Source organism: Pseudomonadota bacterium (assembly GCA_016195085.1).
Taxonomy (GTDB): domain Bacteria; phylum Pseudomonadota; class Alphaproteobacteria; order SHVZ01; family SHVZ01; genus JACQAG01.
The window spans coordinates 1-24764 of record JACQAG010000067.1 but is presented as its reverse complement, the minus strand read 5'-3'; the positions used below and the strand labels follow the sequence as shown (position 1 = coordinate 24764).

29 protein-coding genes are annotated in these 24764 nt (G+C 66.3%); 15 read left to right on the top strand and 14 right to left on the bottom strand.

Translation table 11 applies throughout. The features are described 5' to 3' along the window. The first annotated feature begins 281 nt into the window (after nucleotides 1–281). Genes HY058_18725 through HY058_18700 form a run of 6 tightly spaced genes read left to right on the top strand, consistent with a single transcriptional unit; the run spans nucleotide 282 to nucleotide 5850 of the window. Entirely contained in the window at nucleotides 282–1550 is a 1269-nt protein-coding gene (locus HY058_18725; GenBank protein ID MBI3499334.1) for a VWA domain-containing protein, read from the top strand. After that, nucleotides 1547–1870 carry an XdhC family protein gene (locus tag HY058_18720; protein MBI3499333.1) on the top strand — a complete coding sequence of 108 codons (324 nt, stop codon included), beginning with the start codon at nucleotides 1547–1549 and terminating at the stop codon, nucleotides 1868–1870. Before HY058_18725 ends, HY058_18720 begins: the two co-directional genes overlap by 4 nt. Continuing rightward, nucleotides 1867–2568 carry an XdhC family protein gene (locus HY058_18715; GenBank protein MBI3499332.1) on the top strand — a complete coding sequence of 234 codons (702 nt, stop codon included), beginning with the start codon at nucleotides 1867–1869 and terminating at the stop codon, nucleotides 2566–2568. The genes HY058_18720 and HY058_18715 overlap by 4 nt, the downstream gene beginning before the upstream one ends. Further along, on the top strand, nucleotides 2565–4232 hold the full coding sequence (locus tag HY058_18710; GenBank protein ID MBI3499331.1) for an NTP transferase domain-containing protein: 1668 nt from the start codon (nucleotides 2565–2567) through the stop codon (nucleotides 4230–4232). The genes HY058_18715 and HY058_18710 overlap by 4 nt, the downstream gene beginning before the upstream one ends. After that, nucleotides 4229–5440 carry a cysteine desulfurase gene (locus HY058_18705; GenBank protein MBI3499330.1) on the top strand — a complete coding sequence of 404 codons (1212 nt, stop codon included), beginning with the start codon at nucleotides 4229–4231 and terminating at the stop codon, nucleotides 5438–5440. Before HY058_18710 ends, HY058_18705 begins: the two co-directional genes overlap by 4 nt. Further along, a complete protein-coding gene (locus tag HY058_18700; protein ID MBI3499329.1) occupies nucleotides 5437–5850 on the top strand; it encodes an iron-sulfur cluster assembly scaffold protein in 414 nt (137 codons plus the stop codon). The genes HY058_18705 and HY058_18700 overlap by 4 nt, the downstream gene beginning before the upstream one ends. Here HY058_18700 and HY058_18695 read toward each other — a convergent pair. The 4 genes from HY058_18695 to HY058_18680 form a co-directional block, all read right to left on the bottom strand. Next, nucleotides 5847–6467: a PAS domain-containing protein gene (locus HY058_18695; protein MBI3499328.1), complete on the bottom strand. Its 621-nt coding sequence runs from the start codon at nucleotides 6465–6467 to the stop codon at nucleotides 5847–5849. The two genes, HY058_18700 and HY058_18695, sit on opposite strands and share 4 nt — an antisense overlap. Nucleotides 6468–6644: 177 nt before the next feature. Next, the gene (locus HY058_18690) at nucleotides 6645–7583 is read right to left on the bottom strand and encodes a DMT family transporter (protein MBI3499327.1); all 939 of its coding nucleotides are present in this window, start codon (nucleotides 7581–7583) and stop codon (nucleotides 6645–6647) included. A 210-nt stretch (nucleotides 7584–7793) separates the two neighbouring features. After that, on the bottom strand, nucleotides 7794–8555 hold the full coding sequence (locus HY058_18685) for a hypothetical protein (protein ID MBI3499326.1): 762 nt from the start codon (nucleotides 8553–8555) through the stop codon (nucleotides 7794–7796). Between the two features lie 163 nt (nucleotides 8556–8718). Continuing rightward, complete coding sequence (locus tag HY058_18680) at nucleotides 8719–8898, bottom strand: hypothetical protein (protein ID MBI3499325.1); 180 nt, start codon at nucleotides 8896–8898, stop codon at nucleotides 8719–8721. Between HY058_18680 and HY058_18675 the strand changes: the two genes are divergently transcribed. Next, on the top strand, nucleotides 8897–9343 hold the full coding sequence (locus tag HY058_18675; GenBank protein ID MBI3499324.1) for a response regulator: 447 nt from the start codon (nucleotides 8897–8899) through the stop codon (nucleotides 9341–9343). The genes HY058_18680 and HY058_18675 overlap by 2 nt on opposite strands. Nucleotides 9344–9376: 33 nt before the next feature. On the opposite strand, the gene HY058_18670 is transcribed toward HY058_18675, so the two are convergent. Continuing rightward, nucleotides 9377–9556 carry a hypothetical protein gene (locus tag HY058_18670; GenBank protein ID MBI3499323.1) on the bottom strand — a complete coding sequence of 60 codons (180 nt, stop codon included), beginning with the start codon at nucleotides 9554–9556 and terminating at the stop codon, nucleotides 9377–9379. A 150-nt stretch (nucleotides 9557–9706) separates the two neighbouring features. Here HY058_18670 and HY058_18665 point away from each other — a divergent pair, with 150 nt between their 5' ends. From HY058_18665 to HY058_18650, 4 genes are all read left to right on the top strand, one after another. Next, entirely contained in the window at nucleotides 9707–10183 is a 477-nt protein-coding gene (locus HY058_18665) for a flagellar basal body-associated FliL family protein (GenBank protein ID MBI3499322.1), read from the top strand. 99 nt (nucleotides 10184–10282) lie between these two features. Further along, a complete protein-coding gene (locus HY058_18660) occupies nucleotides 10283–11230 on the top strand; it encodes a Gfo/Idh/MocA family oxidoreductase (GenBank protein MBI3499321.1) in 948 nt (315 codons plus the stop codon). Next, nucleotides 11227–12381 (top strand): DegT/DnrJ/EryC1/StrS family aminotransferase, encoded by a 1155-nt coding sequence (locus HY058_18655; GenBank protein MBI3499320.1) that lies wholly within the window; start codon nucleotides 11227–11229, stop codon nucleotides 12379–12381. The genes HY058_18660 and HY058_18655 overlap by 4 nt, the downstream gene beginning before the upstream one ends. Before the next feature lie 19 nt (nucleotides 12382–12400). Beyond that, nucleotides 12401–13579, top strand: coding sequence for a fumarylacetoacetate hydrolase family protein (locus HY058_18650; protein MBI3499319.1), 1179 nt, complete (start codon nucleotides 12401–12403; stop codon nucleotides 13577–13579). A 4-nt stretch (nucleotides 13580–13583) separates the two neighbouring features. Here HY058_18650 and HY058_18645 read toward each other — a convergent pair whose 3' ends face one another. Together HY058_18645 and HY058_18640 are read right to left on the bottom strand one after the other, a co-directional pair. Then, nucleotides 13584–13913 carry a type II toxin-antitoxin system PemK/MazF family toxin gene (locus HY058_18645; GenBank protein ID MBI3499318.1) on the bottom strand — a complete coding sequence of 110 codons (330 nt, stop codon included), beginning with the start codon at nucleotides 13911–13913 and terminating at the stop codon, nucleotides 13584–13586. Beyond that, nucleotides 13900–14091 carry a DUF3018 family protein gene (locus tag HY058_18640; GenBank protein ID MBI3499317.1) on the bottom strand — a complete coding sequence of 64 codons (192 nt, stop codon included), beginning with the start codon at nucleotides 14089–14091 and terminating at the stop codon, nucleotides 13900–13902. Before HY058_18640 ends, HY058_18645 begins: the two co-directional genes overlap by 14 nt. Before the next feature lie 170 nt (nucleotides 14092–14261). Here HY058_18640 and HY058_18635 point away from each other — a divergent pair, with 170 nt between their 5' ends. From HY058_18635 to HY058_18620, 4 genes are all read left to right on the top strand, one after another. Continuing rightward, complete coding sequence (locus HY058_18635; GenBank protein MBI3499316.1) at nucleotides 14262–15203, top strand: dihydrodipicolinate synthase family protein; 942 nt, start codon at nucleotides 14262–14264, stop codon at nucleotides 15201–15203. 164 nt (nucleotides 15204–15367) lie between these two features. After that, nucleotides 15368–16750, top strand: a complete 1383-nt coding sequence (locus HY058_18630) for an extracellular solute-binding protein (protein ID MBI3499315.1) — start codon at nucleotides 15368–15370, stop codon at nucleotides 16748–16750. Between the two features lie 133 nt (nucleotides 16751–16883). Further along, complete coding sequence (locus HY058_18625; GenBank protein MBI3499314.1) at nucleotides 16884–17783, top strand: sugar ABC transporter permease; 900 nt, start codon at nucleotides 16884–16886, stop codon at nucleotides 17781–17783. An 83-nt stretch (nucleotides 17784–17866) separates the two neighbouring features. Beyond that, nucleotides 17867–18622: a carbohydrate ABC transporter permease gene (locus tag HY058_18620; protein ID MBI3499313.1), complete on the top strand. Its 756-nt coding sequence runs from the start codon at nucleotides 17867–17869 to the stop codon at nucleotides 18620–18622. A gap of 117 nt (nucleotides 18623–18739) precedes the next feature. Here HY058_18620 and HY058_18615 read toward each other — a convergent pair whose 3' ends face one another. The 7 genes from HY058_18615 to HY058_18585 form a co-directional block, all read right to left on the bottom strand. Then, nucleotides 18740–19507, bottom strand: a complete 768-nt coding sequence (locus HY058_18615) for an isocitrate lyase/phosphoenolpyruvate mutase family protein (GenBank protein MBI3499312.1) — start codon at nucleotides 19505–19507, stop codon at nucleotides 18740–18742. A gap of 47 nt (nucleotides 19508–19554) precedes the next feature. Next, the gene (locus tag HY058_18610; GenBank protein MBI3499311.1) at nucleotides 19555–20418 is read right to left on the bottom strand and encodes an alpha/beta hydrolase; all 864 of its coding nucleotides are present in this window, start codon (nucleotides 20416–20418) and stop codon (nucleotides 19555–19557) included. Between the two features lie 3 nt (nucleotides 20419–20421). Continuing rightward, the gene (locus tag HY058_18605) at nucleotides 20422–20592 is read right to left on the bottom strand and encodes a hypothetical protein (protein MBI3499310.1); all 171 of its coding nucleotides are present in this window, start codon (nucleotides 20590–20592) and stop codon (nucleotides 20422–20424) included. Between the two features lie 87 nt (nucleotides 20593–20679). Then, entirely contained in the window at nucleotides 20680–21510 is an 831-nt protein-coding gene (locus HY058_18600; protein MBI3499309.1) for a helix-turn-helix transcriptional regulator, read from the bottom strand. Between the two features lie 290 nt (nucleotides 21511–21800). Beyond that, a complete protein-coding gene (locus HY058_18595; GenBank protein ID MBI3499308.1) occupies nucleotides 21801–23276 on the bottom strand; it encodes an MATE family efflux transporter in 1476 nt (491 codons plus the stop codon). Between the two features lie 12 nt (nucleotides 23277–23288). After that, a complete protein-coding gene (locus tag HY058_18590; GenBank protein MBI3499307.1) occupies nucleotides 23289–23783 on the bottom strand; it encodes a winged helix-turn-helix transcriptional regulator in 495 nt (164 codons plus the stop codon). After that, complete coding sequence (locus HY058_18585) at nucleotides 23780–24463, bottom strand: hypothetical protein (protein ID MBI3499306.1); 684 nt, start codon at nucleotides 24461–24463, stop codon at nucleotides 23780–23782. The genes HY058_18590 and HY058_18585 overlap by 4 nt, the downstream gene beginning before the upstream one ends. Nucleotides 24464–24764 lie beyond the last annotated feature (301 nt).

Below are 24764 nucleotides of genomic sequence, written 5' to 3'. Positions count from 1 at the left end.
CAGCGCGCCTCGGTGGCTGGAACTGCTACTACAAACCGCCAGGACCCAAGACCATGCGCGACGGCTGGAACCAGCTCGCCGCCAGGATGGAAGGCTATGCCCTTGCTACCCAAGGCCAAGATCCGTGAATCCCATAGCCCCTGGGGGAGAGGTGACGAAAGAATCGTGCCCCCTCTCCCTCAGGGGGTGGACTTTGGGAGGGGGTGGGGACCACCCCCTCCCCAACCCTCCCCGGGGGGAGAGGGCCGGGGTGAGGGGAAGCCGGGCCACAGGCACTAGCGATGCCGGCAATTCCCGCGCCTTCCGTCGATGGCGGCCGGCTGGTCGCCAATGTCATGTATTTCGGCCGGGTGCTGCGTGCCGCCGGCCTGCCGGTGGGGCCGGGCCGGGTCCTGGATGCGATCCGGGCGGTGGAGCAGGTCGGCATCGACTCCCGCGCCGACTTCTACTGGGCGCTGCACGCCGCCCTGGTCAACCGGCGCGACCAGCGCGAGATCTTCGACCAGGCCTTCCATGTGTTCTGGCGCAATCCCAAGATCATGGAACGGCTGATGGCGATGGTCATGCCGGAATTCCGCGGGCCCGGGATCGAGGACGAGGTCGAGCTGTCGCGCCGCGTCGCCGATGCCTTGAAGGCCGGGATCGGCGAGGCCCCGCCCCTGGAAGAGGAGGACAAGGACCAGCTCGAGATCGACGCCACCCTCACCTGGTCCGACCGCGAGGTGCTGCGGGGGATGGACTTCGAGAAGATGTCGGCCGAAGACGTGCGCCGGGCGCAAGCGGCGATCAGGCGCATTGCGCTCGCCATCCACGAGGTGCCGACCCGCCGCTTTCGCCCCGATTCCGCCGGGACCCGGCCCGACCCGCGGGCGACGCTGCGGGCGGCGCTCCGCTCGCCCGGCGACTTCATCCCGTTGAAGCACCGCCGCCGCCGCACCCGGCACCCGCCGCTGGTGGCGCTCTGCGACATCTCCGGCTCGATGAGCCGCTACAGCAGGCTGTTTCTGCACTTCCTCCACGCCGTCACCAATGATCGCGACCGGGTCCACACCTTCCTGTTCGGCACCAGGCTCACCAACGTCACCCGGCATCTTCGCCACCGGGACATCGATCTGGCGCTGGCCAAGGTTGCCGACGCGGTCGAGGATTGGTCCGGCGGGACGCGCATCGGCGCCACGGTGCATGCCTTCAACGCCAGTTGGGGACGCCGGGTGCTGGGCCAGGGTGCGGTCGTGCTCTTGATCAGCGACGGCCTCGATCGCGAGGCCGGCGCCGGGCTCGCCGAGGAGATGCAGCGCCTGCACAAATCCTGCCGGCGGCTGATTTGGCTCAATCCGTTGTTGCGCTACGAGGGCTTCGCCCCCAAATCAATGGGGGTCCGGGCGATCCTTCCCCATGTGGACGAGTTTCGCCCGGTCCACGACCTCGCCAGCTTGGAGCAGCTGGCCGAGGCCTTGAGCCGGCCGGCTCCACCCCGTCGCCTGGAAGCGGCGAGGGCGTGGACCGAAGAATTGGACCGGGCCGGGAGCAACGAGGGGGCGGGCGCATGACGACGGCAAGCGAAGACATTCTGGGCCAGGCGGCGCTCTGGCGCGGTGCCGGCAAGGGCGTGGCGCTGGCGACCGTGGTCACCACCTGGGGCTCCTCGCCCCGGCCGGTCGGCAGCCAGCTCGCGGTGGACGAGAGCGGGGCCATGATCGCCTCCGTATCCGGCGGCTGCATCGAGGGAGCGGTCGTCAAAGAGGCCCTTCAGACCATCAGCGACGGCAAGACTCGGCTCCTCGATTTCGGCGTCACCAACGAGCAGGCCTGGGACGTCGGGCTTGCCTGCGGCGGCAAGGTGCAAGTGTTCGTCGAGCGCGTGGAATGAAGCGAGAGATCCTGGATCGGTTGCTGGCGGCACGCTCGGCGAAGCAGCCGGTGGCACTCGCAACCGAGCTTGCCACGGGAGCGCAGGCGCTGGTCTCGCCCAAGGAGATGGTGGGCGCGCTATCCCTCCCCGATGCCGCCAGAGCGGCGGTCTTGAAGGCGCTCCAGGCGGACCGCAGCGGCACCATCGAAGCCGTCGGCCGCGGCATCTTCGTGCAGTCCTTCAATCCTCCGCCCCGGCTCATCGTCGTGGGCGCGGTCCACATCGCCCAGCCCTTGGCGCCGATGGCCTCGCTCGCCGGCTACGGGGTGACGGTGGTGGATCCGCGCCGCGCCTTTGCCAGCGATCAACGCTTCCCCGACGTCGAACTGTCGGCCGAATGGCCGGACGAAGCATTGGCGCGGCTCAAGCCCGACGCCCGCACCGCGGTCGTGACCTTGACCCACGATCCCAAGCTCGATGACCCGGCGCTCGCCGCGGCACTCCGGTCGGCGGCCTTCTACATCGGCGCGCTCGGCAGCAAGAAGACCCATGCCGCGCGGTTGGCGCGGCTCAGCGCCGAGGGCTTCGGCGACAACGAGCTCGCCCGTATTCACGGGCCGGTCGGGCTTGCGATCGGTGCGGTGTCGCCGGCGGAAATCGCCGTCTCGATCATGGCCGAGGTGACCGAAGCCCGGCATCGCGAGGCCGCCTCGTGAAATTCGGGGAAATCGCGCTGGACGACGCCCGCGGCACCATCCTCGCCCACGGCATCAAGCTCACCGGCCGCGCCTACAAGAAGGGCCGCGTGCTGTCGGCCGACGATGTGGCCCAGCTCCGCGCTGCCGGCTTCGAGCGGGTCGTCGCCGCACAGCTGGAACCAGGCGACGTGCCGGAGGACACGGCGGCGAATGCGCTCGCTGAAGCGGCGGCCGGCGAGCACTTGACCGCCCAGCCGGCCTTCACCGGCCGCGCCAACCTGTTTGCGACCAGCGTCGGCTTGGTGAGCTTCGATTCCAAGCGCCTCGACCAGCTCAACCTGGTGGACGAGTCGGTGACCATGGCGACCCTGCCGCATCTCGATGTGGTGGAGCCGGGACAGATGGTCGCCACCATCAAGATCATTCCCTTCGCGGTGCGCGCCGAGGTGCTGGCCACCTGCGTGGCGATCGCCAGCCAGCGTGGACCGCTCCTGTCCTTGAAGCCGCTTCGCGCCGCCAAGGTCGGCCTGGTGCAGACGGTGTTGCCGGGCACCAAGGAGAGCGTGCTCGACGGTACCGTCGAGAGTACCCGCGCGCGCCTAACCCGCCTCGGCAGCGAGCTCGTGCGCGAGATTCGCTGCGGCCATACCGAGCGCGAGGTGGCGAACGCGATCCAGACGCTGAAGGCGCAAGGCGTGGACCTGATCCTGCTCTTCGGCGCCTCTGCCGTCGTCGACCGCCGCGACGTGATCCCGGCTGCCTTGGTTCGCTCCGGCGGCGTCGTCACCCATTTCGGCATGCCGGTCGACCCCGGCAATCTGCTGCTGCTGGGACACGCCGGCAACGTGCCGGCGATCGGCATGCCCGGCTGCGCGCGCTCGCCCAAGTTCAATGGCTTCGATTGGGTGCTGCAACGCCAGCTCGCCGGCGTGCCGGTATCGGCGCGCGAGGTCATGGGGATGGGTGCGGGCGGCCTCTTGAAGGAAATCCCGAGCCGGCCGCTGCCGAGGGCGGGCAAAGCCGTCAATGAGGCGGCCCCGTTACCCGAGCCGGCGCCCAAGGCATCCGGCCGCGCGCCGCGCATCGCCGCCTTGGTGCTGGCCGGCGGCCAGTCCAGGCGCATGGGCGCCACCAACAAGCTCCTGGCCCAGATCGAAGGCCTGCCCATGGTCGCCCGGGTGGTCGACGCGGCGAAAGCGGCGAAGGCAGCCGAGGTCGTGGTGGTGACCGGCCATCAGGCCGACGAGGTCCGCGCCGTGCTCGCCGAGAGATCGGTCCGCTTCGTCCACAATCCGGACTATGCCGTCGGGCTCTCCACCTCGCTCAAGGCCGGGCTCGCGGCCTTGTCAGCGGATGTCGACGGGGCGCTGGTATGTCTCGGCGACATGCCGCGGGTGACCCCGGCGATGATCGACCGGCTGATTCAGGCCTTCGATCCGATCGAGGGCCGTGCCATCTGCGTGCCCACCGCCAACGGCAAGCGCGGCAACCCCGTGCTCTGGGCCAAGCGCTTCTTCCCGGAAATGGCGCGGGTCGAAGGCGATGTCGGCGCCCGGCATCTGATCGGCGAGCATGCGGAGGTGGTAGCCGAGGTCGAGATGGGCGACGACGCGGTGCTCATCGACATCGACACCCCCCAGGCTCTGACGGCGCTCGGCAAGACCGCGAAGGTGCGTGCGTGAGGCTGGACGTAGACTGGATCAGGGCGCAGTTCCCGCTGCTCGCCGCCAATCCCGGCTTGCACTACTTGGACAGCGCCGCTTCGGCACAGGTGCCGGCATCGGTCATAGACGCGGTCCAGCGCTTCGATACCGAAAGCCGCGCCAATGTGCATCGCGGCGTGCACCGCTTGGCGGAACGGGCGACCGACGCCTATGAGGGAGCGCGCCGGACGCTCGCACGGTTTCTGTCGGCGCATCCCCGCGAGATCGTCTTCACCGGCGGCTGCACCGCGGCGATCAATCTGGTGGCGCAGGGCTATGGCGCGCTGCTGCTTCCCGGCGACGAAGTGGTGATCTCGGAGCTGGAGCACCATTCCAATATCGTGCCCTGGCAGATGCTGAGGGACCGCCGCGGCATCGTCTTGAAGACGCTGCCGGTCGGCGAAGACGGGCGGCTCGACATGGCGGCCTTGGAGCGGGTGGTCACCAAGCGCTGCCGGCTGATCGCGCTCACCCACTGCTCCAACGTGACCGGCGCGGTGAGCGACATTGGCAGCATCGTCGATGCGGCTGGCACCGTCGGCGCCAAGGTGCTCCTCGACGGAGCGCAGCGGGCACCCCATGGACCCATCGACCTCCCCGAGCTCGGCGTCGATTTCTACGCGATCGCCGGCCACAAGATGTTCGGTCCGACCGGCATCGGCGTGCTCTGGGGCCGGGAGGAAGCGCTGGCCCGGATGCAGCCCATGCTGGGCGGCGGCGGCATGATCGAGCAGGTCCGCATCGAGCGCACCACCTATGCCGATCCGCCGCAGCGCTTCGAGGCCGGAACCCCGCCGATCGCCGGCGCCGTCGGCCTCGGGGCCGCGGCGGAATGGCAGGAGCAGCAGGATTGGCCGGCGCTCACCCAAAATGCCTTGCGCCTCACCGGGCGAATGCTCGATGGCCTCGCCGGCATCGAGGGCACCCGCATCATCGGTCCGACCGGCCTGCAGGGACGGATCGGCATCGTCTCCTTTGCGCTCGAGGGAGCACACCCCCACGATGTCTGCCAGGTGCTCGATGCCCGCAGCGTGGCGTGCCGCGGCGGCCATCATTGCACCCAGCCTCTGCATGACCGCTTTGGCCTCGCCGGCAGCACCCGGGCGAGCCTCGGCCCCTACTCCGATGACGCCGCCATCGACGCCTTGATCGAGGGCGTCGCCGAAGCCAGACGCATTTTCGCATGAACGACCGGCTCTACCACGACACCCTCATGGAAGCGGCGCGCCAAGCGACCGGTCACGGCCGCCTCGCCAAGCCCGATGCGTCGGCGACGGTCGACAATCCGCTCTGCGGCGATCGGGTCACCATCGATCTCCGCTGCGAAGCGGGGCGCATCGCCGAGATCGCCCATGACGTGCGCGGCTGCATTCTCTGTCGGGCGAGCGCCTCCGTGCTCGCCCGGGAAGCCGTCGGCCTCGACCGGACGGAGGCGGCAGCGAAAAGGGCGGGTATGGAAGCGCTGTTGAGCGACGGCGCATTGCCGGCAACGCCCGCCTTCGAGCCGTTCCGCCCGGTTGCCCCCTACCGGAGCCGCCATGACTGCGTGTTGCTGCCGTTCCGCGCACTCGAGCGCGCGCTCGGCGATGTCGGCTAGCGCGAGCCGAAACCGGTCGAGCGCCAGAAGTTCAGGATCTCGGCGACCGATCGCCATTCGACGGCGCGCTTGACCCTACCGTCGGTCGGATAGATGCCGACGAGCACGTGATCGACGCCGCGGCCCGATGACGCCAAGGGCAGCATCAAACGGTAATAGCCGAAGCGCTTGATCAAGAGATCGAACACCCTCCGGGTGAACATGGGCTCGGCCGTCCCCACCACCCGGCGATAGGCCGAGAGCGCTTCGGCCCGGACCGGTGCGGAGTAGAGCTCGTCGACATAGCGACCGGTCAGATCCTCGCCATAGAGCTGGATCAGACCGTCGCCGACGAACTCGTAGCGCACCCGGAACGGATCATCCTCGATCTCCGCCACCGCCAGGTGGCCGATGCAGAAGCCGAGCTGGCTGATGTCCACATCGGCGCGGGTCGGCAGCAGCCGTTGCCCCTTGAGCGTCGCCCAATGCTCGTAGAGCTGCCGCAGCTCGTTGGGTGCGATCTGATCGAGCGCCAGCGCCGAGCCATAGTGATGCACCAGGTCCTGATCGGCGCTCTGCGCCTCATCGATGACCTTTTGAACCACCCATCCTTGGAGCTTCTCGAAGACCGAGGTCATGCGCTATCGACCCTCGCATCCTGACCGGACCGCGCGGCATGGGCCATCTCCAGACGCCGCTTGACGCGCGCTAGCAATGAAATTGCATCACCCTTGCTTAAGGCGTTGTTAATTTTCGCTCGGAGATTACGCTTTAATCGAACAAATGCCTATCGCGGCGAAATTCTCCGGCCTCGGTCAACCCCGAGCGCGGCCGAAGAGCACGATGGCAAGGGCCGCGACCACGAGCCCCAGGGCCACCCCCTCGCTGAGACCCAAGGACTCGCCCAGCACCAGAGCGCTCGAAAAGACGCCGACCACGGGGATGGCGAGGGTGGTGATGGCGGCGATCGAGGCCGGCAGCAGGCCGACCAGGCGAAACCAGGCGTAGTGGCAGAAGATCATCGGAATGACAGCGGCATAGAGGGCGCCAGCGATGGCTGCCGGTGCCAGCGCGCCGAGATCGGGGAAGGGCTCCAGGAGCGCACCCAGGCCCATGGGCGGGATCGCCAGCGTCAGCTGCCAGCCGGCGATCAGCACCGTCGGAAGGGCAAGGCGATAAGCCTTGAGCGCGATCGTGCCAAGCGCCCAGGAGACCGCGGCCGCAAGCACCAGGAGGATGCCGAGCCAGGCCGTCGGGCTCGACAGAATGTCAGCGGGAATGAGGGCGGCGAGGCCTGCAAGCCCAAGGGCGAGACCCAGGATCTGGCGGACGCCCACGCGCTCGCCCAGGATCGGCCAGCTCAGAACGGCGCTCCACAGCGGCATGGTGAACGCGACGATGGAGGCGCGTCCGGCTTCGATGTAGAGCAGGCCGATCCCTGAGAACGCCTGCCAGAGGACGACGTTCAGCATCGAGCAGACGAGGAGCGGCACGATCGCGCGGCGCGGAAGCGCCAAGCTCAAGCCCTGCGCCCTGGCGATGCCCAGCAGTCCCAGGGTGCCCACGCAAAGCGAGAAGAGCCGGAACTGCCAGACTGGAATCGCGGTAACGGCGAGCTTCATCGCCGGCCAATTGAAGCCCCAGAACAGGGTCAGCAGGATCAGCAGAACGAGATCGGCGGGCGCCAGCCAGTGGATGGCGGCCGCAGACGGGACGGCGCCTGGCCGCCGGCGTGCAAGCGATGGATCGGTCATGGGCGCGGGCGCCATGGCGCCTCGCATCGGGAGCGGGGTCAAGCACAATGATCAAGAGAGCGGCGAGCCCGCTGCTAGTGTCTGATCCGATGGCGTGGAATCCCCCTCACCCAGCTTCGGCTAGGCTCGGCTTCGCCTCGCGAAGCCTCCGCAACCCTCTCCCCCCACTGGGGGGGGTAGGGTGAGGGGGTGACCTCATCAGATCAGACTCTAGGCCGCGATGCTAAGCCCCGCCGCGCCGCCTGCGGCGGCCGATGTCGCTTGGCGATAGGCGGCGATGCCGGGATGGGTCTGGCTGGCACCGACACCGCTGGGGACACCCGGGATCGGGCTCTTCCTATCCTGGGGAGCGGACCCGCCTGCGGCCTGCTCCTGCTGCTTCTTGGTGAGCTCCGCCTGGGCTTGATTCTTCAGCTGCTGGGCCGATGCCGCAACGGCCCGATCCTGGCCGGAGGGATCGGCCGGCGCCAGAGCGGCGGCGACCACCTGCTCCTCCTTGCGAATTGTGGCCGCCGGGTCACCCGAGATCGGGCTCGCATTGATCGGCACCTCGCCGGCAACCGCGTAGCGTTGGCCGTCGGGCCCCTGCACGTAGCTGTAGCTGGGCGCTCCGGCGAACTGCCCGCCGGTGGCCGAATGGGCTTGCTCGTGCCGCCTCACCGCCTGGTCGATCTGCTTCAGCTTGGCGACCTCGGCCTGCTGGGCGGGCGTCAGATCGGAGGAGCCCGGCGTCTTCGCTTCCTTGGATTGCTGCTCCTGGGCTTGGCGCGCCGATCCCGGCGCCAAGCGCTGCTGCTGCAAGCCGGTGAGGGGTGGGCTCTGCGAGGCGGACGGTGTCGGCCCGGAACTACCACCTTGGTCTGCAGGCGGCCCATTGTCGGGGAACGGCACACCCACAGCGCGACCGCGGACGACCGGCTGCACGGCCGTCAGGCCAACGCCAAATCCATCGCTGCCGATGGCCAGAACCATTTTGGTCCATCCATGCGGTCGGCCGCCCGGTGGGCGCGCTCACGCCCGGCGGCTATCGATCTGGCCGAAGACTACGCCCGGGTCCCTTGCCTGTCAAAACGCCGGGCGGCCCGACCGCCGGCGCGAATCGGCGCAAGATCAGCCCCATGACGCCCGCTGGATCCTAGATGTTGCGGTTGAGTTTGTGCCGCACCACGGCATCTTGATTCCGTACCGGGCCGGAATCCGCGCCGGCGATCGGCGCATCCGCGGGTCGACTCAACCAGATGCAGACATTTCGTATTTCTTTTTCGACAATACGGTCGCATTCTCCCGCGCTAGCCGCCTGGGCTGGAGAGTTCATGGCCTCGATCCTGTTGATCGACGACGATGCCGACGTCCGCATTTCGGTGCAGAAGGTCTTGGAGTCGGCAGGCCACGTTGTGCGTGCGGTGGCCGATGGCAGCTATGGCATCCACAGCTTCCGCCAGCGTCGCCCCGATCTGGTGATCACCGACATCATCATGCCGGACCAGGAGGGCATCGAGACCATCCGCGAGCTGCAGAAGATCGACTCCTCGATACCGATCATCGCCATTTCCGGCGGCGGCCCGATGCAGTCGCAGCTCGACTACCTCAAGCTCGCCCGGCAGTTCGGCGCGGTTGCGACCCTGTGGAAGCCGTTCCGCGCCGCGGCACTCCGCGAGCTGGTGAACGACGTGCTGGTCAAGCGTGCGGCAAAGAGCGTGCCGCAGGATTCGGGCAAGCCCGAGACCGACAGCTCCCACTGCATCGACAAAAGCGCTTAAAGCCGGCCCGCCGGTTCGGCGCCTCGTCCCCGCCTATTTCCCGGCCACCGCCTCGACGATGCAGTAGATGTAGGGGATGTAGTCGGAGTTCGGCAGCGAGAACACCCGCATGAACCACTCCGTCGGCATCGCGCCTTCGAGGTATTGCTGCAGAAAGAACTGGCTCACCGGGTGAAGCACGGCCGGAAGCCCGCAGGCAGCGATGGCGGACATCGCATCCTCCTCCGCCTGAAGCGGATCCATCGTCCGAGCCCTTCGCCCTCCGGTTATCGGTGCGGAGCCTCGGCGCTTGCTCTAGTCTAACATGGGGAAGGTCACCCAGCACCGCGATAGCTCCCCCGCAACTGTCGATAGCCGATCCCCATGGCTGAAGCCGGCACCCGCACCAAGCTCTCGATCAAGCGACTGGTGCTGTTCGTCTTTCTTCCCTTGATCCTGCTCGTGGGCGCGGGCGTCGGGGTGATGACCTCGGGAATGATCAAATCGAACAAGCCGAAGGTGATCGAGCCCGAGGTGTTCGATCCGAAGAAGCTGCCGGCGAGCTATAGCGAGGTGCCGGACCTGCTGATCAATCTTCGCGCCAAGGACGGATCGCCGCGTCTGGTGATCATGGGCGTCACGCTCGCCTTCGGCGACCCCAATGCCCGCGCCGAGGTCAACAACGACATCGCCAAGGTCACCGACGTGTTGATCCTCTATCTGCGCAAGACCACTCCCGAGATCTACAGCAAGGCTGCCGAGCTCGAGGCGGTGCGCCAGGAGATGGAGCGCCGGGTGCAGGAGGCGATCAAGCCGGTCGAGCTCAAGAGCCTGCAGATCCGCAGCCTGCAAATGCACTAAGCTCTTGCGCACGAAGCCTAAAAATTCTCGCCGGACCGCCGCTCAGGGGTTATTTTCGCGCCCTGTGAGGTCCCTCGAACGCGAACGACCCGGCCAGCGATGACGATCCGCACCGCGGTGATCGGCGTCGGCCATTTCGGCCGCCTGCATGCCGAGAAATATGCGGGCCTCACCGGCTCGAAGCTCGTCGCCGTGGTCGATCGGGATCCGGCGCGAGCGGCCGAGGTCGCGGCTTTGCTCGGCGTGGCGGCGAGCGCGGATTTCCGCTCACTCTTCGGCCAGGTGGATGCGGTGTCGATCGCAGTCCCGACCGCCTCCCACTTCGCCGTCGCCAAGAGCTGCCTCGAAGCCGGACTCCATTGCCTCATCGAGAAGCCGATCAGCGAAACGCTGGATGAGGCTGACGCGCTCATCGCCAGCGCCCGCCAGCATGGCCTGGTCCTGCAGGTGGGCCATCTCGAGCGGTTCAGCGCGGCCAGGGTGGCGCTCGATGGCCGCATCCAGGAACCGCTCTTCATCGAGTGCAGCCGCATCGCGCCGTTCAAGCCGCGCGGCACCGATGTCAGCGTCATCCTCGATCTGATGATCCATGACATCGATCTCATCCTGGAGCTGGTGAAGGCGCCGATCCTGTCCTTGGACGCGGTGGGCGTGCCGGTCCTGGGCGACCATGAAGACATCGCCAATGCCCGGATCGGCTTTGCCAATGGCTGTGTCGCCAACGTGACGGCCAGCCGCATCAGCATGAAGAGCGAACGCACCATGCGTCTCTTCCAACGCTCGGGCTATCTCAGGGTGGATTTTCTGCAGCACAAGGTGACGGTCATCCGCCGCGGCGGGCCGGTGGTCGAGGGCATGCCGAACTTTCAGATCGAGGAGAACGTCTTCGAGGAGCATGACAGCCTGAAGCGCGAGATCGAGGCCTTCATCGGCGCGGTCGCCAACCGCACGCCGCCCTTGGTCGACGGCCCCGCCGGGCGCCGGGCTCTGGAGACGGCACTCGCCATCACCGACTCCTTGCGCCGCTGGGTGGAGAAGGTCGCGTGAGCCATGCCAAGGCGAAGCCCGCGCCGGCGCCGATTCCGGCCGTGGATTTGCAGGCGCAGTACCGGCGCCTGAAACCCGCGATCGACCGGCGCATCCAGCGCGTCCTCGAGCATGGCCGCTTCGTGCTCGGGCCGGAAGTGGCCGAGTTCGAGGAGGCGCTGGCGCGCTATGCCGGCGCCCGGCATTGCGTCGGCGTCTCCAGCGGCACCGATGCCTTGATGATCGCCATGATGGCCGAGCGCATCGGCCGGGGCGATGCGGTGTTCATGCCGGCCTACAGCTTTCGCGCCACCGCGGAAGTGCCGGTCCGCCTCGGCGCCACCCCCGTCTTCGTCGACATCGAGCCGGGCACGCTCAACATCGACGCGGGCGACCTCGAGCGCCGGATCGAGCTGGTCAAGCGCGAAGGTCGCCTCAATCCGCGCGCCATCGTCGCCGTCGATCTCTTCGGCTTGCCGGCAGCCTACGAGGCGCTGGCGCCAGTGGCCGAACGAAGCGGATTGTCGCTGCTGGCGGATGCGGCCCAGAGCTTCGGCGCCCGGCTCGGCAACCGCCAAGTCGGCTCGCTGGCGCCCACCACCGCCGTCAGCTTCTATCCCTCGAAGCCGCTCGGCGGCTATGGCGATGGCGGCGCCTTGCTGACCGACGATGCAGAGCGGGCGGCGAAGTTCCGTGCGCTGCGCCAGCACGGCGCCGGCCCCGACCGCATCGAGGTGCTGGCGATCGGCATCAACGGCAGGCTGGATACGCTGCAGGCAGCCGTGCTCTTGGCCAAGCTCGAGGCCTTCGGCGACGAGCTCCGCCAGCGTCAGCGCGTGGCCGATGCCTATGACAGGCACTTTACCGGACGCATCGAAACCCAGAGCCGGCCCAAGGGACGGGCCAGCGCCTTGGCGCAATACGCCATCCTCATCGAAGACCGCGACCGGGTGAAGGCAACATTGGCCGCGGATGGCATCGGCAGCGCCATCTACTATCATCGGCCCCTGCACCTGGAGCCGCCCTTGCTGAGGTTCGGTCCGGGACCGGGAGCGCTGCCGGTGGCGGAGGCGACCGCGAAGCGCAATCTCTGCCTGCCGATGCATGCCGATCTGGATGACTCGCAGATCGACCGGGTCGCCGAAGCCGTGCTCGCCGCCGTCAAACCATAAGCCGTTCCGAGGAAGCGCCATGATCAAGCTCGATGCCGCCGCCATCCTGCCCGCGGACGGGACCGCAGGCACGCTCATCGGCCGCGCTTGGGTGCCGGGCAAGATCCCGGGCCCGAGCGTCGTGCGTCTCGATGGGGACAGCGTGCTCGATCTCGGCCGTGCGGCGCCGACGGTGGCCGAGCTGTGCAACGCCGAAGACCCCGTCGGCATCGTGCGTGGGGCGAAAGCCACGCGCATCGGCTCGCTCGCCGACATGATCGCCAACAGCGCCGCCGGCGCCATCGATCCGGCGAAGCCGTATTTCCTGGCTCCGGTCGACCTGCAGGCGGTGAAGGCCTCGGGCGTCACCTTCGTCAGCTCCATGCTGGAGCGCCTGGTCGAGGAGCAGGCCAAGGGCGACCCGGCGCGGGTGGAGGAGATCCGCAAGACCATCCACGGCGAAATCGGCACCTCGCTCGAGCGCCTCAAGCCCGGCTCGCCCGAGGCAGCCAAGCTGAAGGAGGCGCTCATCCGCCGCGGCGCCTGGTCGCAATATCTGGAGGTCGGCATCGGCCCGGATGCGGAGATCTTCACCAAATGCCCGCCCATGGCCGCGGTCGGGTTGGGGGCCGAGATCGGCATCCACCCGAAATCGATCTGGAACAACCCGGAGCCGGAAATCGTCATGGTGGCGAGCGCCAAGGGACGCATGGTCGGCGCCGCGCTCGGCAACGACGTCAATCTCCGCGACGTCGAAGGCCGCTCCGCCCTCCTCCTCGGCAAAGCCAAGGACAACAATGCGAGCTGCGCCATCGGCCCGTTCCTCAGGCTCTTCGATGCGAGCTTCGGCCTCGACGATCTCAGGCAGACCGTGGTCGAGCTCCGCGTCGAGGGGCTGGATCAGTTCGTGCTCGAGGGGGCGTCCTCGGTCGCCAAGATCAGCCGCGATCTCCATGATCTCGTCGCCCAGACCATCGGCGCCAATCACCAATATCCCGACGGCGTCTGTCTCTTCAGCGGCACCATGTTCTCGCCGACCAAGGACCGGGGCAAGCCCGGGGAAGGCTTCACCCACAAGCTCGGCGACATCGTCACCATTCGCTCGGCCAGGCTGGGATCCCTCGTCAATCGCGTGACCCATTCCGACAAGGCACCGCCCTGGACCTTCGGCGCGGTGGCGCTCATGCGGAACTTGGCCGAGCGGGGGTTGTTAGGCTGAGCCCCTAGTCAGCGAGACCCATGACGAAAGCGATGGCGACATCGAGCCGCGCTGCGTCGGCAGCGCTTAATTGTCCAATCCGCTTCCCAATCCGCTCGCGACGCACGGTAACGGGTTTGTCCGCCATGACCTGCGAAGTCGCGCGAAGTCCATTGCTTCCGTCCGGGTCGATTTTGACACGAATATCCGTTGGCTCGACCAGGTGACTCGTGAGCGGACAGACGATGACCGAGGCGTGGTTTGCGGGAAATGCGTTCGTCTGAACGATTACGGCGGGTCGTGGCTTTCCATAGTCGTCAGACACCGCTACGACGACAATGTCACCGCGACGCATTCTCGTCGAATTCCGAAACCGCCTCAATCCAGGCCAATGTCTCTTGTTCATCGGCCTGATTGAGCCTTCGAACCTGCATGGCAATGCGACGACGCACCGCGCCTATCCGCGGATCTGGGAGGTGAAGTCTGACCTCGCGCATACCCCGCTTCCGCCGTCGCCCGCGCATCGCCCGCATCCGCTCGGCTGCCGTAGCCATGGTCGACATCCTCTTGCGTAACGCATTACGATATGTAACGCGTTACGTCCGGAACGGCAAGATCTCGCAGCTAAGACCATGGCGCCGCTTGGCCGCTTCGATGCACCCGGCATAGAATGCCGGTCCGATCCCGAGGAGCACACCCCCTTATGACCGCCCGCCCACCCAGTTCTTCCGGCCTAGAGGGCGTCTTCGCCGCAGTGGCCACCCCGGTCGACGCCGCCGGCCGGGTCGACCATGGCCGCTTCGCCGACCACTGCCGGTGGCTCTTGGCCGAGGGCTGCCATGGCCTCACCCCCTGGGGCACCAGCGGCGAGTCGACCTCCTTCACGGTGGAAGAACGGATGGACGCGCTGGACCGACTGGTCGCGGCCGGGATCCAGCCCAAGATGATGGCGGCCGGCACCGGTGCCGCCGCGCTTGGCGATGCGGTCAAGCTCACCCGCCACGCCGTCGGCCACGGCGTTGCCGGCGTCTTGGTCCTGCCCTCGTTTTACTTCAAGGATCAGGTCGAGGATGGGATCTTCGGCTTCTTCGCCGAGATCATCGACAAGGTCGGGGATAGCGGGCTTCGGCTCTACCTCTACAACATTCCGCAGCTCTCCGGCGTGCCGATCTCGCTCGCCGTGGTCAAGCGGTTGCGCCAGCGCTTCGGCGCTTCCGTCGCCGGGATCAAGGACAGCTCGGGCGACTGGACGAACACCCAAGCCTATCTCAAGGAGCTTCCGGGCCTGTCGATCATGACCGGAAACGAGCCGCACCTCTTGCAGACGCTGAAGGCCGGCGGCACCGGGACGATCTGCGGCATGGCCAACTTCATTCCGAGGGCACTCCGCCGGCTCTATGACCGCCGCGGCGAGGCGGACGCGGCCAAGCTGCAGGCGGACATCGCCAAGACCCAGCCGGCGCTGTTCGACCAGCCGGTGATCGCCTCCCTCAAGCACGCCATCGCCGTCTATCGGGGCGATCCCGGCTGGCGGCGGATGAAGACGCCTTTGGCGGAGCTCTCGGCGAAGGAGGCTGAGACCTTCGAGGCCAAGCTTCGGGCCTCGCCCCTACCGCCGCTGAAGGCCGCCGCGGCGGCGCAATAGCGCACCCCCGCGTTGCGCCGGCGCTTCGGTTTGACAGCCGAAATTTGGCGACACAGTATTGTCCGGAGGGCGGCTGCGCCGATCGCTGCCGCCCAAAGAAGATAGCGGCGGACGGGGCTTTGCGGCCGTCGCCCGCAAGAACCGAAACAGGGAGGAGAGACGTCATGAGGATGCTTTTCGGCTTGGCGGCGGCGGGTGCCTTCGCGCTCACCACCTCAGGCGCGGCCCTGGCCCAGGGCACGGTCACGGTCTGGTGGAACAAAGGCTTCTACGAGGCCGAGGACACGGCGCTGTTGAAGACGATCGCGGCCTGGGAGCAGAAGAACCCGGGCAGCAAGATCGACCTGACCTTGATCCCGCTCAACGACATGCTGACCAAGACGGTGAGCGCGATCGAAGCCAAGAACGTGCCGGATGTCGGCTTCGGCTGGGTCTACGACTTCCAGGCCTCGGCGAGCTGGGCCAAACAAGGCCTGCTCGAGGACGTCGGCGACATCGTCACGCCCTACAAGGAGAAGTTCCTCCCCAACGTGCTGCCCTCGGTCACCATGGCCGGCAAGGACGGCAAGCGGGCAGTCTATGCCGTGCCGATCCACATGCAGACCATGCATTTCCACTACTGGAACGACATGCTGGAGGACGCCGGGTTCAAGGAAGCCGACATCCCGAAGGATTGGAATCAGTTCTGGGATTTCTGGTGCGACAAGGTGCAGGGTGCCTTGCGCAAGAAGGGACAGCGCACCTTCGGGGTGGGCCTGCCGATGTCGACCGAGGCGACCGATACCTTCTACATCTTCTACACCTTCCTCGGCGCCTATGGCGTCCGCTGGATCGACGAGAACGGCAAGCTCATGATCGCCGATCCGAAGGTGCGCGAAGGCTACGTTAAGGCGCTGACCCAATACACGAGCGTGTTCAAGCGCGGCTGCACGCCGCCGGGCTCGGTCAGCTGGGGCGATGCCGACAACAACAACAATCTGCACAACCGCACCACCGTGGCGACACCGAACCCGTCGGTGTCGATCCCGGGCAAGCATTTGGACGACATGAACGCGGCGCTCAAGTCCGGCAAGCAGGCGGACGCCGACATCTCCAAAGCCAATTACTATGTGAAGATGCACACCATGCTGCTGCCCGACGGCCCCGGCGGGCAGAAGATCATCTATCCCGTGGCGACCAAGCAGGCGGTCATCTTCCGCGATGCCAAGAACAAGGCGGGCGCCCGCTCGTTCCTGGCGTTCCTGCTGACGCCTGAGCAGATTGGGCCCTATGTCGAAGGCTCCTTCGGGCGCTGGTTCCCCACCAGCCTCACGGTGGCGAACACGCCGTTCTGGACCGACGGCAAAGACCCGCACCGCAGCGTCGTGTTCAAGCAGTACACCACCAATCCCTTGTCGCCCTTCCCGTCGAGCCTGAATGCAGGCCTGGTGCAGGCGCAGAACGAGAACGTGTTCGGCCGCGCCATCGGCCGGATCGTCATCGACAATTGGTCGGTCGACAAGGCCGTGGACGAGATGTTCGGCCGGCTGAAGGAGCTGGCGGGCTAGCGGCAGCGCCCCCACCCTACCCTCCCCCACGCTTCGCGCGGGGGAGGGGCCACGCTTGAGGATCCTACTCCCCCTCCCCCATTTCTTAGTGGGGGAGGGTTGGGGTGGGGGCAAGCGCAGGAGAGGAAGAGCCATGGCCGAGATTGCGGCATCAGCCTCCCCGGCGGTGCTTTCCCGGGCGCCGGCCTCCAGGCGCGCCCTGCCGCCGGAGACCTTCTGGGGGATCGTGCTCTTGATCCCCTATGGCGTGGTGTTCCTCTTCTTCGTCATCTACCCCGTCGCCTACGGCTTCTATCTCGGCAGCAATCCCGAGAGCTATGTGAAGCTATGGAGCGATCCGATCTATTTCCGCACCATCTTCAACACGCTCGTCTTCCTCCTGGTGGGCGTGAACCTGAAGATGGCGCTGGCGCTGTTCTTGTCGGGATTCTTCGTCCACCCCCAGCGCTGGATCCGCTGGCTCAGCATCATCTTCATCCTGCCCTGGGCGATCCCCTCGATCCCGACGATCCTCTCCTTCCGCTGGATGCTCAATTCCGAGTGGGGGATGATCAACACCCTCCTCTTCGACTGGTTCGGCGTGTTCCCCGGACCCGGCTGGCTGCTGAGGCCCGATCTTGGCATGGGTGCCGTCATCGCCATCCATATCTGGAAATATCTGCCGTTCTGGACCTTGACCCTGCTGGCCGCCAGGCTGGCGATCTCGAAGGATCTCTATGAGGCGGCCGAGGTGGACGGCGCCAGCGGCACGCAGCGCTTCCGCTATGTGACCTGGCCCGGCGTGCGCAACATGTACCTCGTCTGCACGCTGCTCTCGACCATCTGGTCCCTGGGCGACTTCAACAGCGTCTATCTCTTGACCGGCGGCGGTCCCTTGGATCGGACCCACGTACTGGCGACCTTGGCGATCCGCTACGCCTACAAGATGGGCTTCCTCGACACCGGCGTGGCGGCGCTCATCACCGCCTTGCCCCTGGTGATCCCCTTGGTCGTCTACATGTTCAGGCGCCTGGGCAAGGGCGCCTCGTCGTGAGGCCCGCCGCCCTCTTCAAGGAGGCCCGCCTCGTTCTCATCGGCGCCGTGGTGCTGCTGTGGACGCTCCTGCCCATCTACTACATGGTGATGCTGTCGCTGACCCCGGTGAAGGATGCGGTCGGCACGGTGCTGTGGCCGACGCATCCCACCCTCGACAACTACCGCACCGTCATCAACCAGGACCACTTCTTCCTGAAGAATTTCTGGGCACAGATCGCCAACAGCTTCATCGTCGCCATCGCCGTCTGCGCATTGGTGCTGGCGATCGCCTCGCTCGCGAGCTTTGCCGTCGGCCGGCTCCGGCTGTGGTGGGGCCACCACGTTTCCAATGCGGCCCTCCTCACCTATCTGATCCCGGCGGCCTTCCTCGCCGTGCCCATGTACAAGACCATGTACCACTACGGCATGCTGGACAATCAATGGGCGCTGATCTTGAGCATGGTGACCTTCGCCACACCCTATGCCATCTGGGTGCTCCGGCAATACGCCGAGAACATTCCCTTCGAGCTGGACGAAGCCGCCAAGGTCGACGGCGCCACGGTGCCGCAGATCTTCCTTAAGGTGTATCTGCCCTTGATCGTGCCGGCCCTGGTCGCGATCGGTACCTATGCGCTGCTGCTCTCCTGGAACGAGTACCTCTACGCGCTCTTGATGCTGTCGACGCCGACCTCGGTCACGCTCCCGGTCGCCGTCGGCTACTTCCTGTCGAGCGACGATTCGCCCTGGGCCTTGCTGATGGCGACCTCGGTCATCTACGCCCTGCCGCCGGCGGCGCTGTACTATTGCGTGCGCCGCTACATGGTCTCGGGGCTGACCGCCGGTGCGGTTAAAAACTGATCTCGCGTGTCGTGCGCAAGTGTGGAATGACGCATTTTTTGAAAGTGCCCTATTCAACGCCGCGGGAAACCGAGTCGCCGAACCTGGCCGATCAAGCCGACAACGAAACCGTATGCCTTACCCCCGCGCCGCCCGGGCCGATTCTTCCAGCGTCTTCATCACCATGAGGTAAGGGCGGGGGCCGTGGCTCACTCTCGCGACGCCGTGCTCGGCCAGTGCGCGCAGAGGCGGGGTGGCGTCGTCGACCATGATGTTGAGCGGGAGCCGCGATGTTTCGGCGAGCCGCATGATCAGCGCGATATCGGATAGGCCGGGCGCGAAGAGCCCATCAGCGCCGGCTTCCGTATAGACACGCGCTCGCTCGATCGCTTCAACGACCATGGCATCGTCATGCTGCTCGGGCGGCCGCTGGAAAAAGATATCGGTCCGGGCGTTGATGAAGAATCCAATATTGGCAGCATCTGCCGTCTCCCGCGCGCGTCGGATGCGATCGGCCTGGTCGCCTGTCTCGCGGAGCCTTCCATCCGCCGGAAAGCTGTCCTCGAGGTTGCAGCCTACGGCTCCCGCGTCGATCGCCAGGCCGATCGTCTCGATGACCGCTTCCGGCGTGTCGCCATATCCGCTCTCCAGATCGATCGTCACCGGCAGGTCCGTCGCGCCGACGATCAAGCGCAAATTGTCGATGGCGCGGGCGCGTGGCATCCGCTCGCCATCGGCGAAGCCATTGGCACAGGCGACCGACCAACTGCCCGTCGCGATCGCCTTTGCGCCGCTCGCGGCAACTGCCCTGGCGCTGCCCGCGTCCCAGACATTGAAGAGGACGACCGGCTTTCCGGGAACATGCAATGCGCGGAATTTTCTGGCCTTGCGCCTTTGATCGTCCATTGTCTTCTCCCGATGGATTCGCGAGTTCGGCGTCAGTTCGCCTCCTCCTATGTCGCCTGCCAGTGCGTGCGAAGCTCTTGGTTGAATTCCGTCCACCGCTCCTCGGGAAAGAAGATGCGGGCGCCCTTGAACTCCACCCGGCACCGGGTGCCGGGGATGGCGTCGGCTAGCCAGCGCGCCCATTTCACGTCGAAATACACATCGTCGGTGCCCCAGACGATGAGAGTCGGGGCCTTCAGCTTCTTCAGCTGCGCTTCGATGGCGAGCGTGTGCTTGTTGTCGAACGCTGCGAGGAAACGCTGGAAGTCGCGCGTGCGCCGCTCAGACTTCACAAGCGGACGCAGATATATTTCGATGCTGTCGTCGGTCAGTCGTTCCGGATGCTCGTACGCTGGCCCAAGGGCTTGCGGCGACCGATAGATGCTCTTGTCCGACAACATCGCGTCAATCGTCCCGCGCAAACCGCCAGCCGCTGCCATCGCCAGAAAAGGCTTGAAAGCCTCCGGCGGCCAGTTGTCGTGGGCGTCGCAGTCGGTGAGCGTGAGGCTGCGGACACGCTCAGGATGCAATACCGCGAAGATCTGCGCAATGCCTCCGCCGCTGTCGTTGCCGACGAGGTCCACCTGCTCGATATTCAATGCATCGAGAAATTCCTCGAGCATGATCGCATTGGCCGTCACGGATACGTCCTGGTCCGCCGCGACTTCGGTGTCACCATGCGCGAGCAAGTCCACGGCGATGCATCGCCGGATGTCGGATAAATGCGCCAGCTGGTGTCGCCACAGATGCCCGTTCAGCAACACGCCATGCACGAATAACGCGACCGGTCCTGCGCCCTGCTCGGTGTAGCCGATACGGCCCGACGCGGTCTGGATGTTGCGTGAGGTTGCCGATGATTTGTGTCCGCGCATGACTCAATTCCGCGTCGGCGCCGCCGCGAAGGCATGCGCTTCCTTGAGTTTGTGCGCACACTCATCACAGCAGACTTCAACGGTCTTGCCGCCAACCGTGACCTTGATAGAGTTCGCGTCCAGCTCGCCGTCGCAAGCTGCACAAGTTTTCTCAACCATGACCTTGCTCTCCATGAACACCCGAAATCCGGGTGTCGCTACTAGGCCACGGGAGAAGAGAGCGTCGCTGTCGGAATCTTTAGCGATTTGCTTGGACTGGCCCTAACGATCCAGCGCCAACCGCCTGAATGCCGAGGGCGAGCGGCCGTAGGTCTGGCGAAACGCGGCGCTAAAATGGCTGTGGCTGGAAAAGCCCAGATCCAGGCTGAGCCCGGTCAGGTTGTCATACTGGACAAGAAGATCCAGCGCCCGCGCCAGCCGCAACCGCAATTGGTAGCGATAAAGCGGCAGGCCCTCCACTTGCTGGAAGACCTGCGTGAGATAGACGGGGGAGCCACCCACTTCAGCGGCGATTTCGGCCAACGTCCAGCGCCGCGCCAGATCGCTTGCCAGCACGAGCTTGGCCCGGTCCACCAGACGCTGCCGTCCGACACTGGCACCCGCTGCATGCGCGGTACGCGGCCCCAATGCTCGCCGCACGAGCGTCAGTGCCAGGCTCTCCGCTTCCAGCGGCTCCGCGGCGCCCTGATGCAAGCTGTGCCTGAGCAGAGCAACCAGGGCTTGCGCGCGCGGATCGAGCCGCAGGCGCTGCTGACGAAATGCCAAGGCCGCGCCGCCCCGCAGCAAGGCGTTCGGAGCCAATTCACGCAGCAGCGGTTCGCTGATGGCCAGCGATAGACAGGCGTCGCCACCGGGCACGGGATGACTGATCCGATGGCCTTCGGTGGCGTTAAAAAACAACACCTGGTTCGCTTCGGCGACTGCCTGGTCACGCCCCACATGCCGCACAAAGACGCCACGGTATGGAAACACCAGGTGCACGGCGGTCACGCGCTCCTCAGCACTCTGGTACCGGCACATGCCCTCGCAGCAGACGTCCCACACCGCAACGGTCGGCGTTTCCAATAGACGCTGAGCGGCAAATTCAGGCATCGGGCTGCTCTTGCCTTTCGGTGCTGCGCTCCCGCCGCGGCGGTAGCACAGAAATGTGTATCGGCGTTAGCAAAATGCCAGATCGGGCCTCGACACGCCAACCGCTTGACCAGGTGTCGTAAAGCAACCGATGAACGGCATGAGCGCGCCCGGGGGCCGCAGGCCACGTCTCATGGTCGATCTCTACGATCAGCGACCGAACCATGAGGCAGCAATCCTTGAAGCTTGCGGACGAAGCGACTCTTGGGCGGCGCTAAAGCGTGATTTTCAAACCATGTGTCGCCGCACTTTCAAACGATGCGTCGTCCCGCAGCAATACGGCCCGAGCGGATATCAGGCGCAGACGGCTGCCATCGGCTCATGCGCACCGCAAGCGCGCAGATGCTGCCGAACAGCACCATCGATAGGGCAACGACCGCAAAGAGCGTGGTCAGGCCGGCGTCGAGCCAGGCAACCGCGGACCAGCCGGCGAGGCCAGCGACGATGAGCCGGATCGTTCCGCCGATCACCGGCCACGCCACCCGCCTGGCGCCTTGGCTGGCGAAATAGAGCATCATGCCAAGGCCGAAGAAGCCATAGCAGGGTGCGACCGTCCTCAGATAGAGCGCGCCGGTTTGAAAGACGGTCGGATCGTCGCTGAAGAGCCCGATCCAGCCGGCGGGATAGGAGGCGGCCGCGAGGCCGATGAGCTCGGTCGCCCCTGCCCCGATCGCAGCACCGATCCATGCGATGCGCCGCGCGCGCTTGACTTGGCCTGATCCGAGATTGGCAGCGACCATGGTCACCAGCGCCGTGCCGAAGCCGAACAGCAGCGGCACCAACACATAGTCGAGGCGAGAGGCGAGACCGTAGCCGGCGATCGCTTCGGCACCAAACAGGCCGACCGCGCCGGTGACCAGCGCCACCGTAAGATTGGCTTGGACGGTGCCGATCGCCGACAGGATGCCGACGCCCAGGATGTCCTTGAAGAGGCGCCCCTCCAGCTTGACGCGGCGCAGCCTCAAGCCGCGACCGGTCGCCAGGTAGCCGATCAGCGCCGCCGCACCGCCGAGGTAGTAGGTGACGACGGCGATACCGGCTCCGGCGATACCGAGGCGCGGCAAGGGACCCCAGCCGAAGATCAATGCCGGCGAGGCGAGAACGAGCAAGGCGGCCCCGATCACGGTCACCAAAGCGGGAACCCTGACATTGCCCGAACCGCGCAGTGCGGAGGCCAGCACGGCAACGACCCAGAGCGGGATCGCGCCGGCGAAGACGATATCCGAGTAGGTGAGCGCCGCCCTCAAAGCCCCCTCGGTGCCGCCGAGCGCCCGGTAGAGCACCGGCCCGCCCAGGAGGGCCGCCGCGGTGAAGGCCAATCCGAACAGCCCTGCCAGCACCAGCGCATGGAAGACAAGGGCTTCCGCGTCAGCCGTGCGGCCACCACCCAGCGCCCGGGCGATGGCGGCGGCGACGCCGCCACCGATGCCGCCATTCGACATCATCTGCATGAGCATCAGGACCGGGAATACCAGCGCCACCCCGGTCAAGGCCTCGGTGCCGAGGAAACTCACGAAATAGGTCTCGGCCACGCCGACCGAGGTCTGCACCAGGAGCACGACAAGCGTCGGCAGCGCCAGGCGCAGCATGGTCGGCACGATCGGCCCCGCCAGGATCGGGCCCAGCAGCGGAGCCGAACTCTTGACCGACTCGGGCGACACGCTCGCTTGCACGCGATCGTCTCGGCTGGAAACGGATCCAAGCGAATGATCGTTGGCGTCGTCCATGGCATGGCCTCGCTATTGCCGGGTGAGGCTGCGCAGTGACCGGCTGAGGGCGTCGTTCAACGCCTCGAGGTCTTTGCGGCCGAGGACGGCTTCAAGATGTTGCTGGGCCTGTCGCCAGAGCGGTATGGCCCGTTCGAAGGTTTGACGCCCGCGCTCGGTCAGCGCGATACGACGCCGGCGCCGATCGTCGCTGCCGGAATCGATCTTGAGGTATCCCGCCTTCTCCAGCGGCTTCAGATTGCGGTTGAGCGTCGTCGGGTCGGTGACCAAGCGCTCTGCCAGCTCGTTCATCGAAACATCATCGCGGGCGGCGAGGTTGGCGAGCAGGCCGAATTGCGGGCTGGTGAGGCCGACGGGTGCGAGGAACCCTTCGTAGATTTGGGTCACCCGACGCGTCGCCTTGCGCAGCCGCTGGCAGGTGCAGCCCATCAATTCCGCCATCGGCTGGGGCGCCTCGCCGGAAGCGGCGTTTGCCCCGCCGGCGCGTTTGACCTTTCGTCCGGTCATGCTGTCGCCGGGGCGTGGTTCGCCGTCATGGCGCTCTCCGCCCGTATCCGCCGGAGCTGGATGAGCGAGGCGATGTGGACGAGGATCCACAGCGGCACGGCGAAGGTGGGTATGAGATCGAGCGGGTAATGCTGGAGCGCCTCGGTGGAAACTGCGCCGCGCAGAAGGCCGAGCGGCCCCTGGCTGGCGAGCACTCCGGTGCCGACCGCGCCTGCGAAGTCCACGAGGCCGATATAGTTGAGGCGGACGAGCTGGGTCTGCCAGCCGGGCGTGCGATTGATGAGCGCCATCAACGCGAAGACCGCGAAGGCGCCGGTGAATATATCGCCATAGCCGGCAGGGTAGGCGAATAGGCCGGGCAACAACCCTTGCGCATGCACCGCGATGAAGACGCCGCCGCCGACGCGCCAGGCTTGCACAGCCGTCAGCAGCCTGAGATCGAGCGAAAGCACGTAAACGCGAAACGCCGGCGAGAGGCGATAGGCCGCGGCAAACATCGCTGCCGGGCCGAGAATGGCGAAGAGAAGCAGCAAAGGCGGCTCCTCCGCCGACCGCGCCCAGAACGCGCCGGTCGACAGGCCGACCAAGACCAGCGCCAACCAACCCGCAAGGACCACGCCGGTCCGCCAGCCGGGCAGGGTACGACCCAGTCCCCCATGGAGCTCGTGATCCGAAGCCATGACGCCGCCTCCTCCAGGCTGTTAGCTGCATATGCAGGTGATATATGCTGCATATGCAGCTAACAGTCAAGGCCGGCGCCGTCTTGCCGATATGGCATGCGCGATATGTAAATTATTTCAAGGACAAGGGGCGCATGCGGCCGCCCGGATCAGCGCCGCCCGCGCGAGCCCGGGAGGGTTAGCCCAACTTGCGCAGTTTGGGGTCGGTATTGGCTCGAGTCGATTTTTGTGCGCAAGGCGGATCAAGGGTTTGATCGGCGCGTGAGGTGGGATTCGGGCGTGTAGTGCCGACCTTGGGTAT

Coding starts and splice junctions, on each gene's coding strand:
- HY058_18725 (MBI3499334.1), top strand. CDS start 282: ATGCCGGCAATTCCCGCGCCTTCCGTCGATGGCGGCCGGCTGGTCGCC.
- HY058_18720 (MBI3499333.1), top strand. CDS start 1,547: ATGACGACGGCAAGCGAAGACATTCTGGGCCAGGCGGCGCTCTGGCGC.
- HY058_18715 (MBI3499332.1), top strand. CDS start 1,867: ATGAAGCGAGAGATCCTGGATCGGTTGCTGGCGGCACGCTCGGCGAAG.
- HY058_18700 (MBI3499329.1), top strand. CDS start 5,437: ATGAACGACCGGCTCTACCACGACACCCTCATGGAAGCGGCGCGCCAA.
- HY058_18695 (MBI3499328.1), bottom strand. CDS start 6,467: ATGACCTCGGTCTTCGAGAAGCTCCAAGGATGGGTGGTTCAAAAGGTC.
- HY058_18690 (MBI3499327.1), bottom strand. CDS start 7,583: ATGACCGATCCATCGCTTGCACGCCGGCGGCCAGGCGCCGTCCCGTCT.
- HY058_18685 (MBI3499326.1), bottom strand. CDS start 8,555: ATGGTTCTGGCCATCGGCAGCGATGGATTTGGCGTTGGCCTGACGGCC.
- HY058_18675 (MBI3499324.1), top strand. CDS start 8,897: ATGGCCTCGATCCTGTTGATCGACGACGATGCCGACGTCCGCATTTCG.
- HY058_18680 (MBI3499325.1), bottom strand. CDS start 8,898: ATGAACTCTCCAGCCCAGGCGGCTAGCGCGGGAGAATGCGACCGTATT.
- HY058_18670 (MBI3499323.1), bottom strand. CDS start 9,556: ATGTCCGCCATCGCTGCCTGCGGGCTTCCGGCCGTGCTTCACCCGGTG.
- HY058_18665 (MBI3499322.1), top strand. CDS start 9,707: ATGGCTGAAGCCGGCACCCGCACCAAGCTCTCGATCAAGCGACTGGTG.
- HY058_18660 (MBI3499321.1), top strand. CDS start 10,283: ATGACGATCCGCACCGCGGTGATCGGCGTCGGCCATTTCGGCCGCCTG.
- HY058_18650 (MBI3499319.1), top strand. CDS start 12,401: ATGATCAAGCTCGATGCCGCCGCCATCCTGCCCGCGGACGGGACCGCA.
- HY058_18645 (MBI3499318.1), bottom strand. CDS start 13,913: ATGCGTCGCGGTGACATTGTCGTCGTAGCGGTGTCTGACGACTATGGA.
- HY058_18640 (MBI3499317.1), bottom strand. CDS start 14,091: ATGCGGGCGATGCGCGGGCGACGGCGGAAGCGGGGTATGCGCGAGGTC.
- HY058_18635 (MBI3499316.1), top strand. CDS start 14,262: ATGACCGCCCGCCCACCCAGTTCTTCCGGCCTAGAGGGCGTCTTCGCC.
- HY058_18630 (MBI3499315.1), top strand. CDS start 15,368: ATGAGGATGCTTTTCGGCTTGGCGGCGGCGGGTGCCTTCGCGCTCACC.
- HY058_18625 (MBI3499314.1), top strand. CDS start 16,884: ATGGCCGAGATTGCGGCATCAGCCTCCCCGGCGGTGCTTTCCCGGGCG.
- HY058_18620 (MBI3499313.1), top strand. CDS start 17,867: ATGGTGATGCTGTCGCTGACCCCGGTGAAGGATGCGGTCGGCACGGTG.
- HY058_18615 (MBI3499312.1), bottom strand. CDS start 19,507: ATGGACGATCAAAGGCGCAAGGCCAGAAAATTCCGCGCATTGCATGTT.
- HY058_18610 (MBI3499311.1), bottom strand. CDS start 20,418: ATGCGCGGACACAAATCATCGGCAACCTCACGCAACATCCAGACCGCG.
- HY058_18605 (MBI3499310.1), bottom strand. CDS start 20,592: ATGGAGAGCAAGGTCATGGTTGAGAAAACTTGTGCAGCTTGCGACGGC.
- HY058_18600 (MBI3499309.1), bottom strand. CDS start 21,510: ATGCCTGAATTTGCCGCTCAGCGTCTATTGGAAACGCCGACCGTTGCG.
- HY058_18595 (MBI3499308.1), bottom strand. CDS start 23,276: ATGGACGACGCCAACGATCATTCGCTTGGATCCGTTTCCAGCCGAGAC.
- HY058_18590 (MBI3499307.1), bottom strand. CDS start 23,783: ATGACCGGACGAAAGGTCAAACGCGCCGGCGGGGCAAACGCCGCTTCC.
- HY058_18585 (MBI3499306.1), bottom strand. CDS start 24,463: ATGGCTTCGGATCACGAGCTCCATGGGGGACTGGGTCGTACCCTGCCC.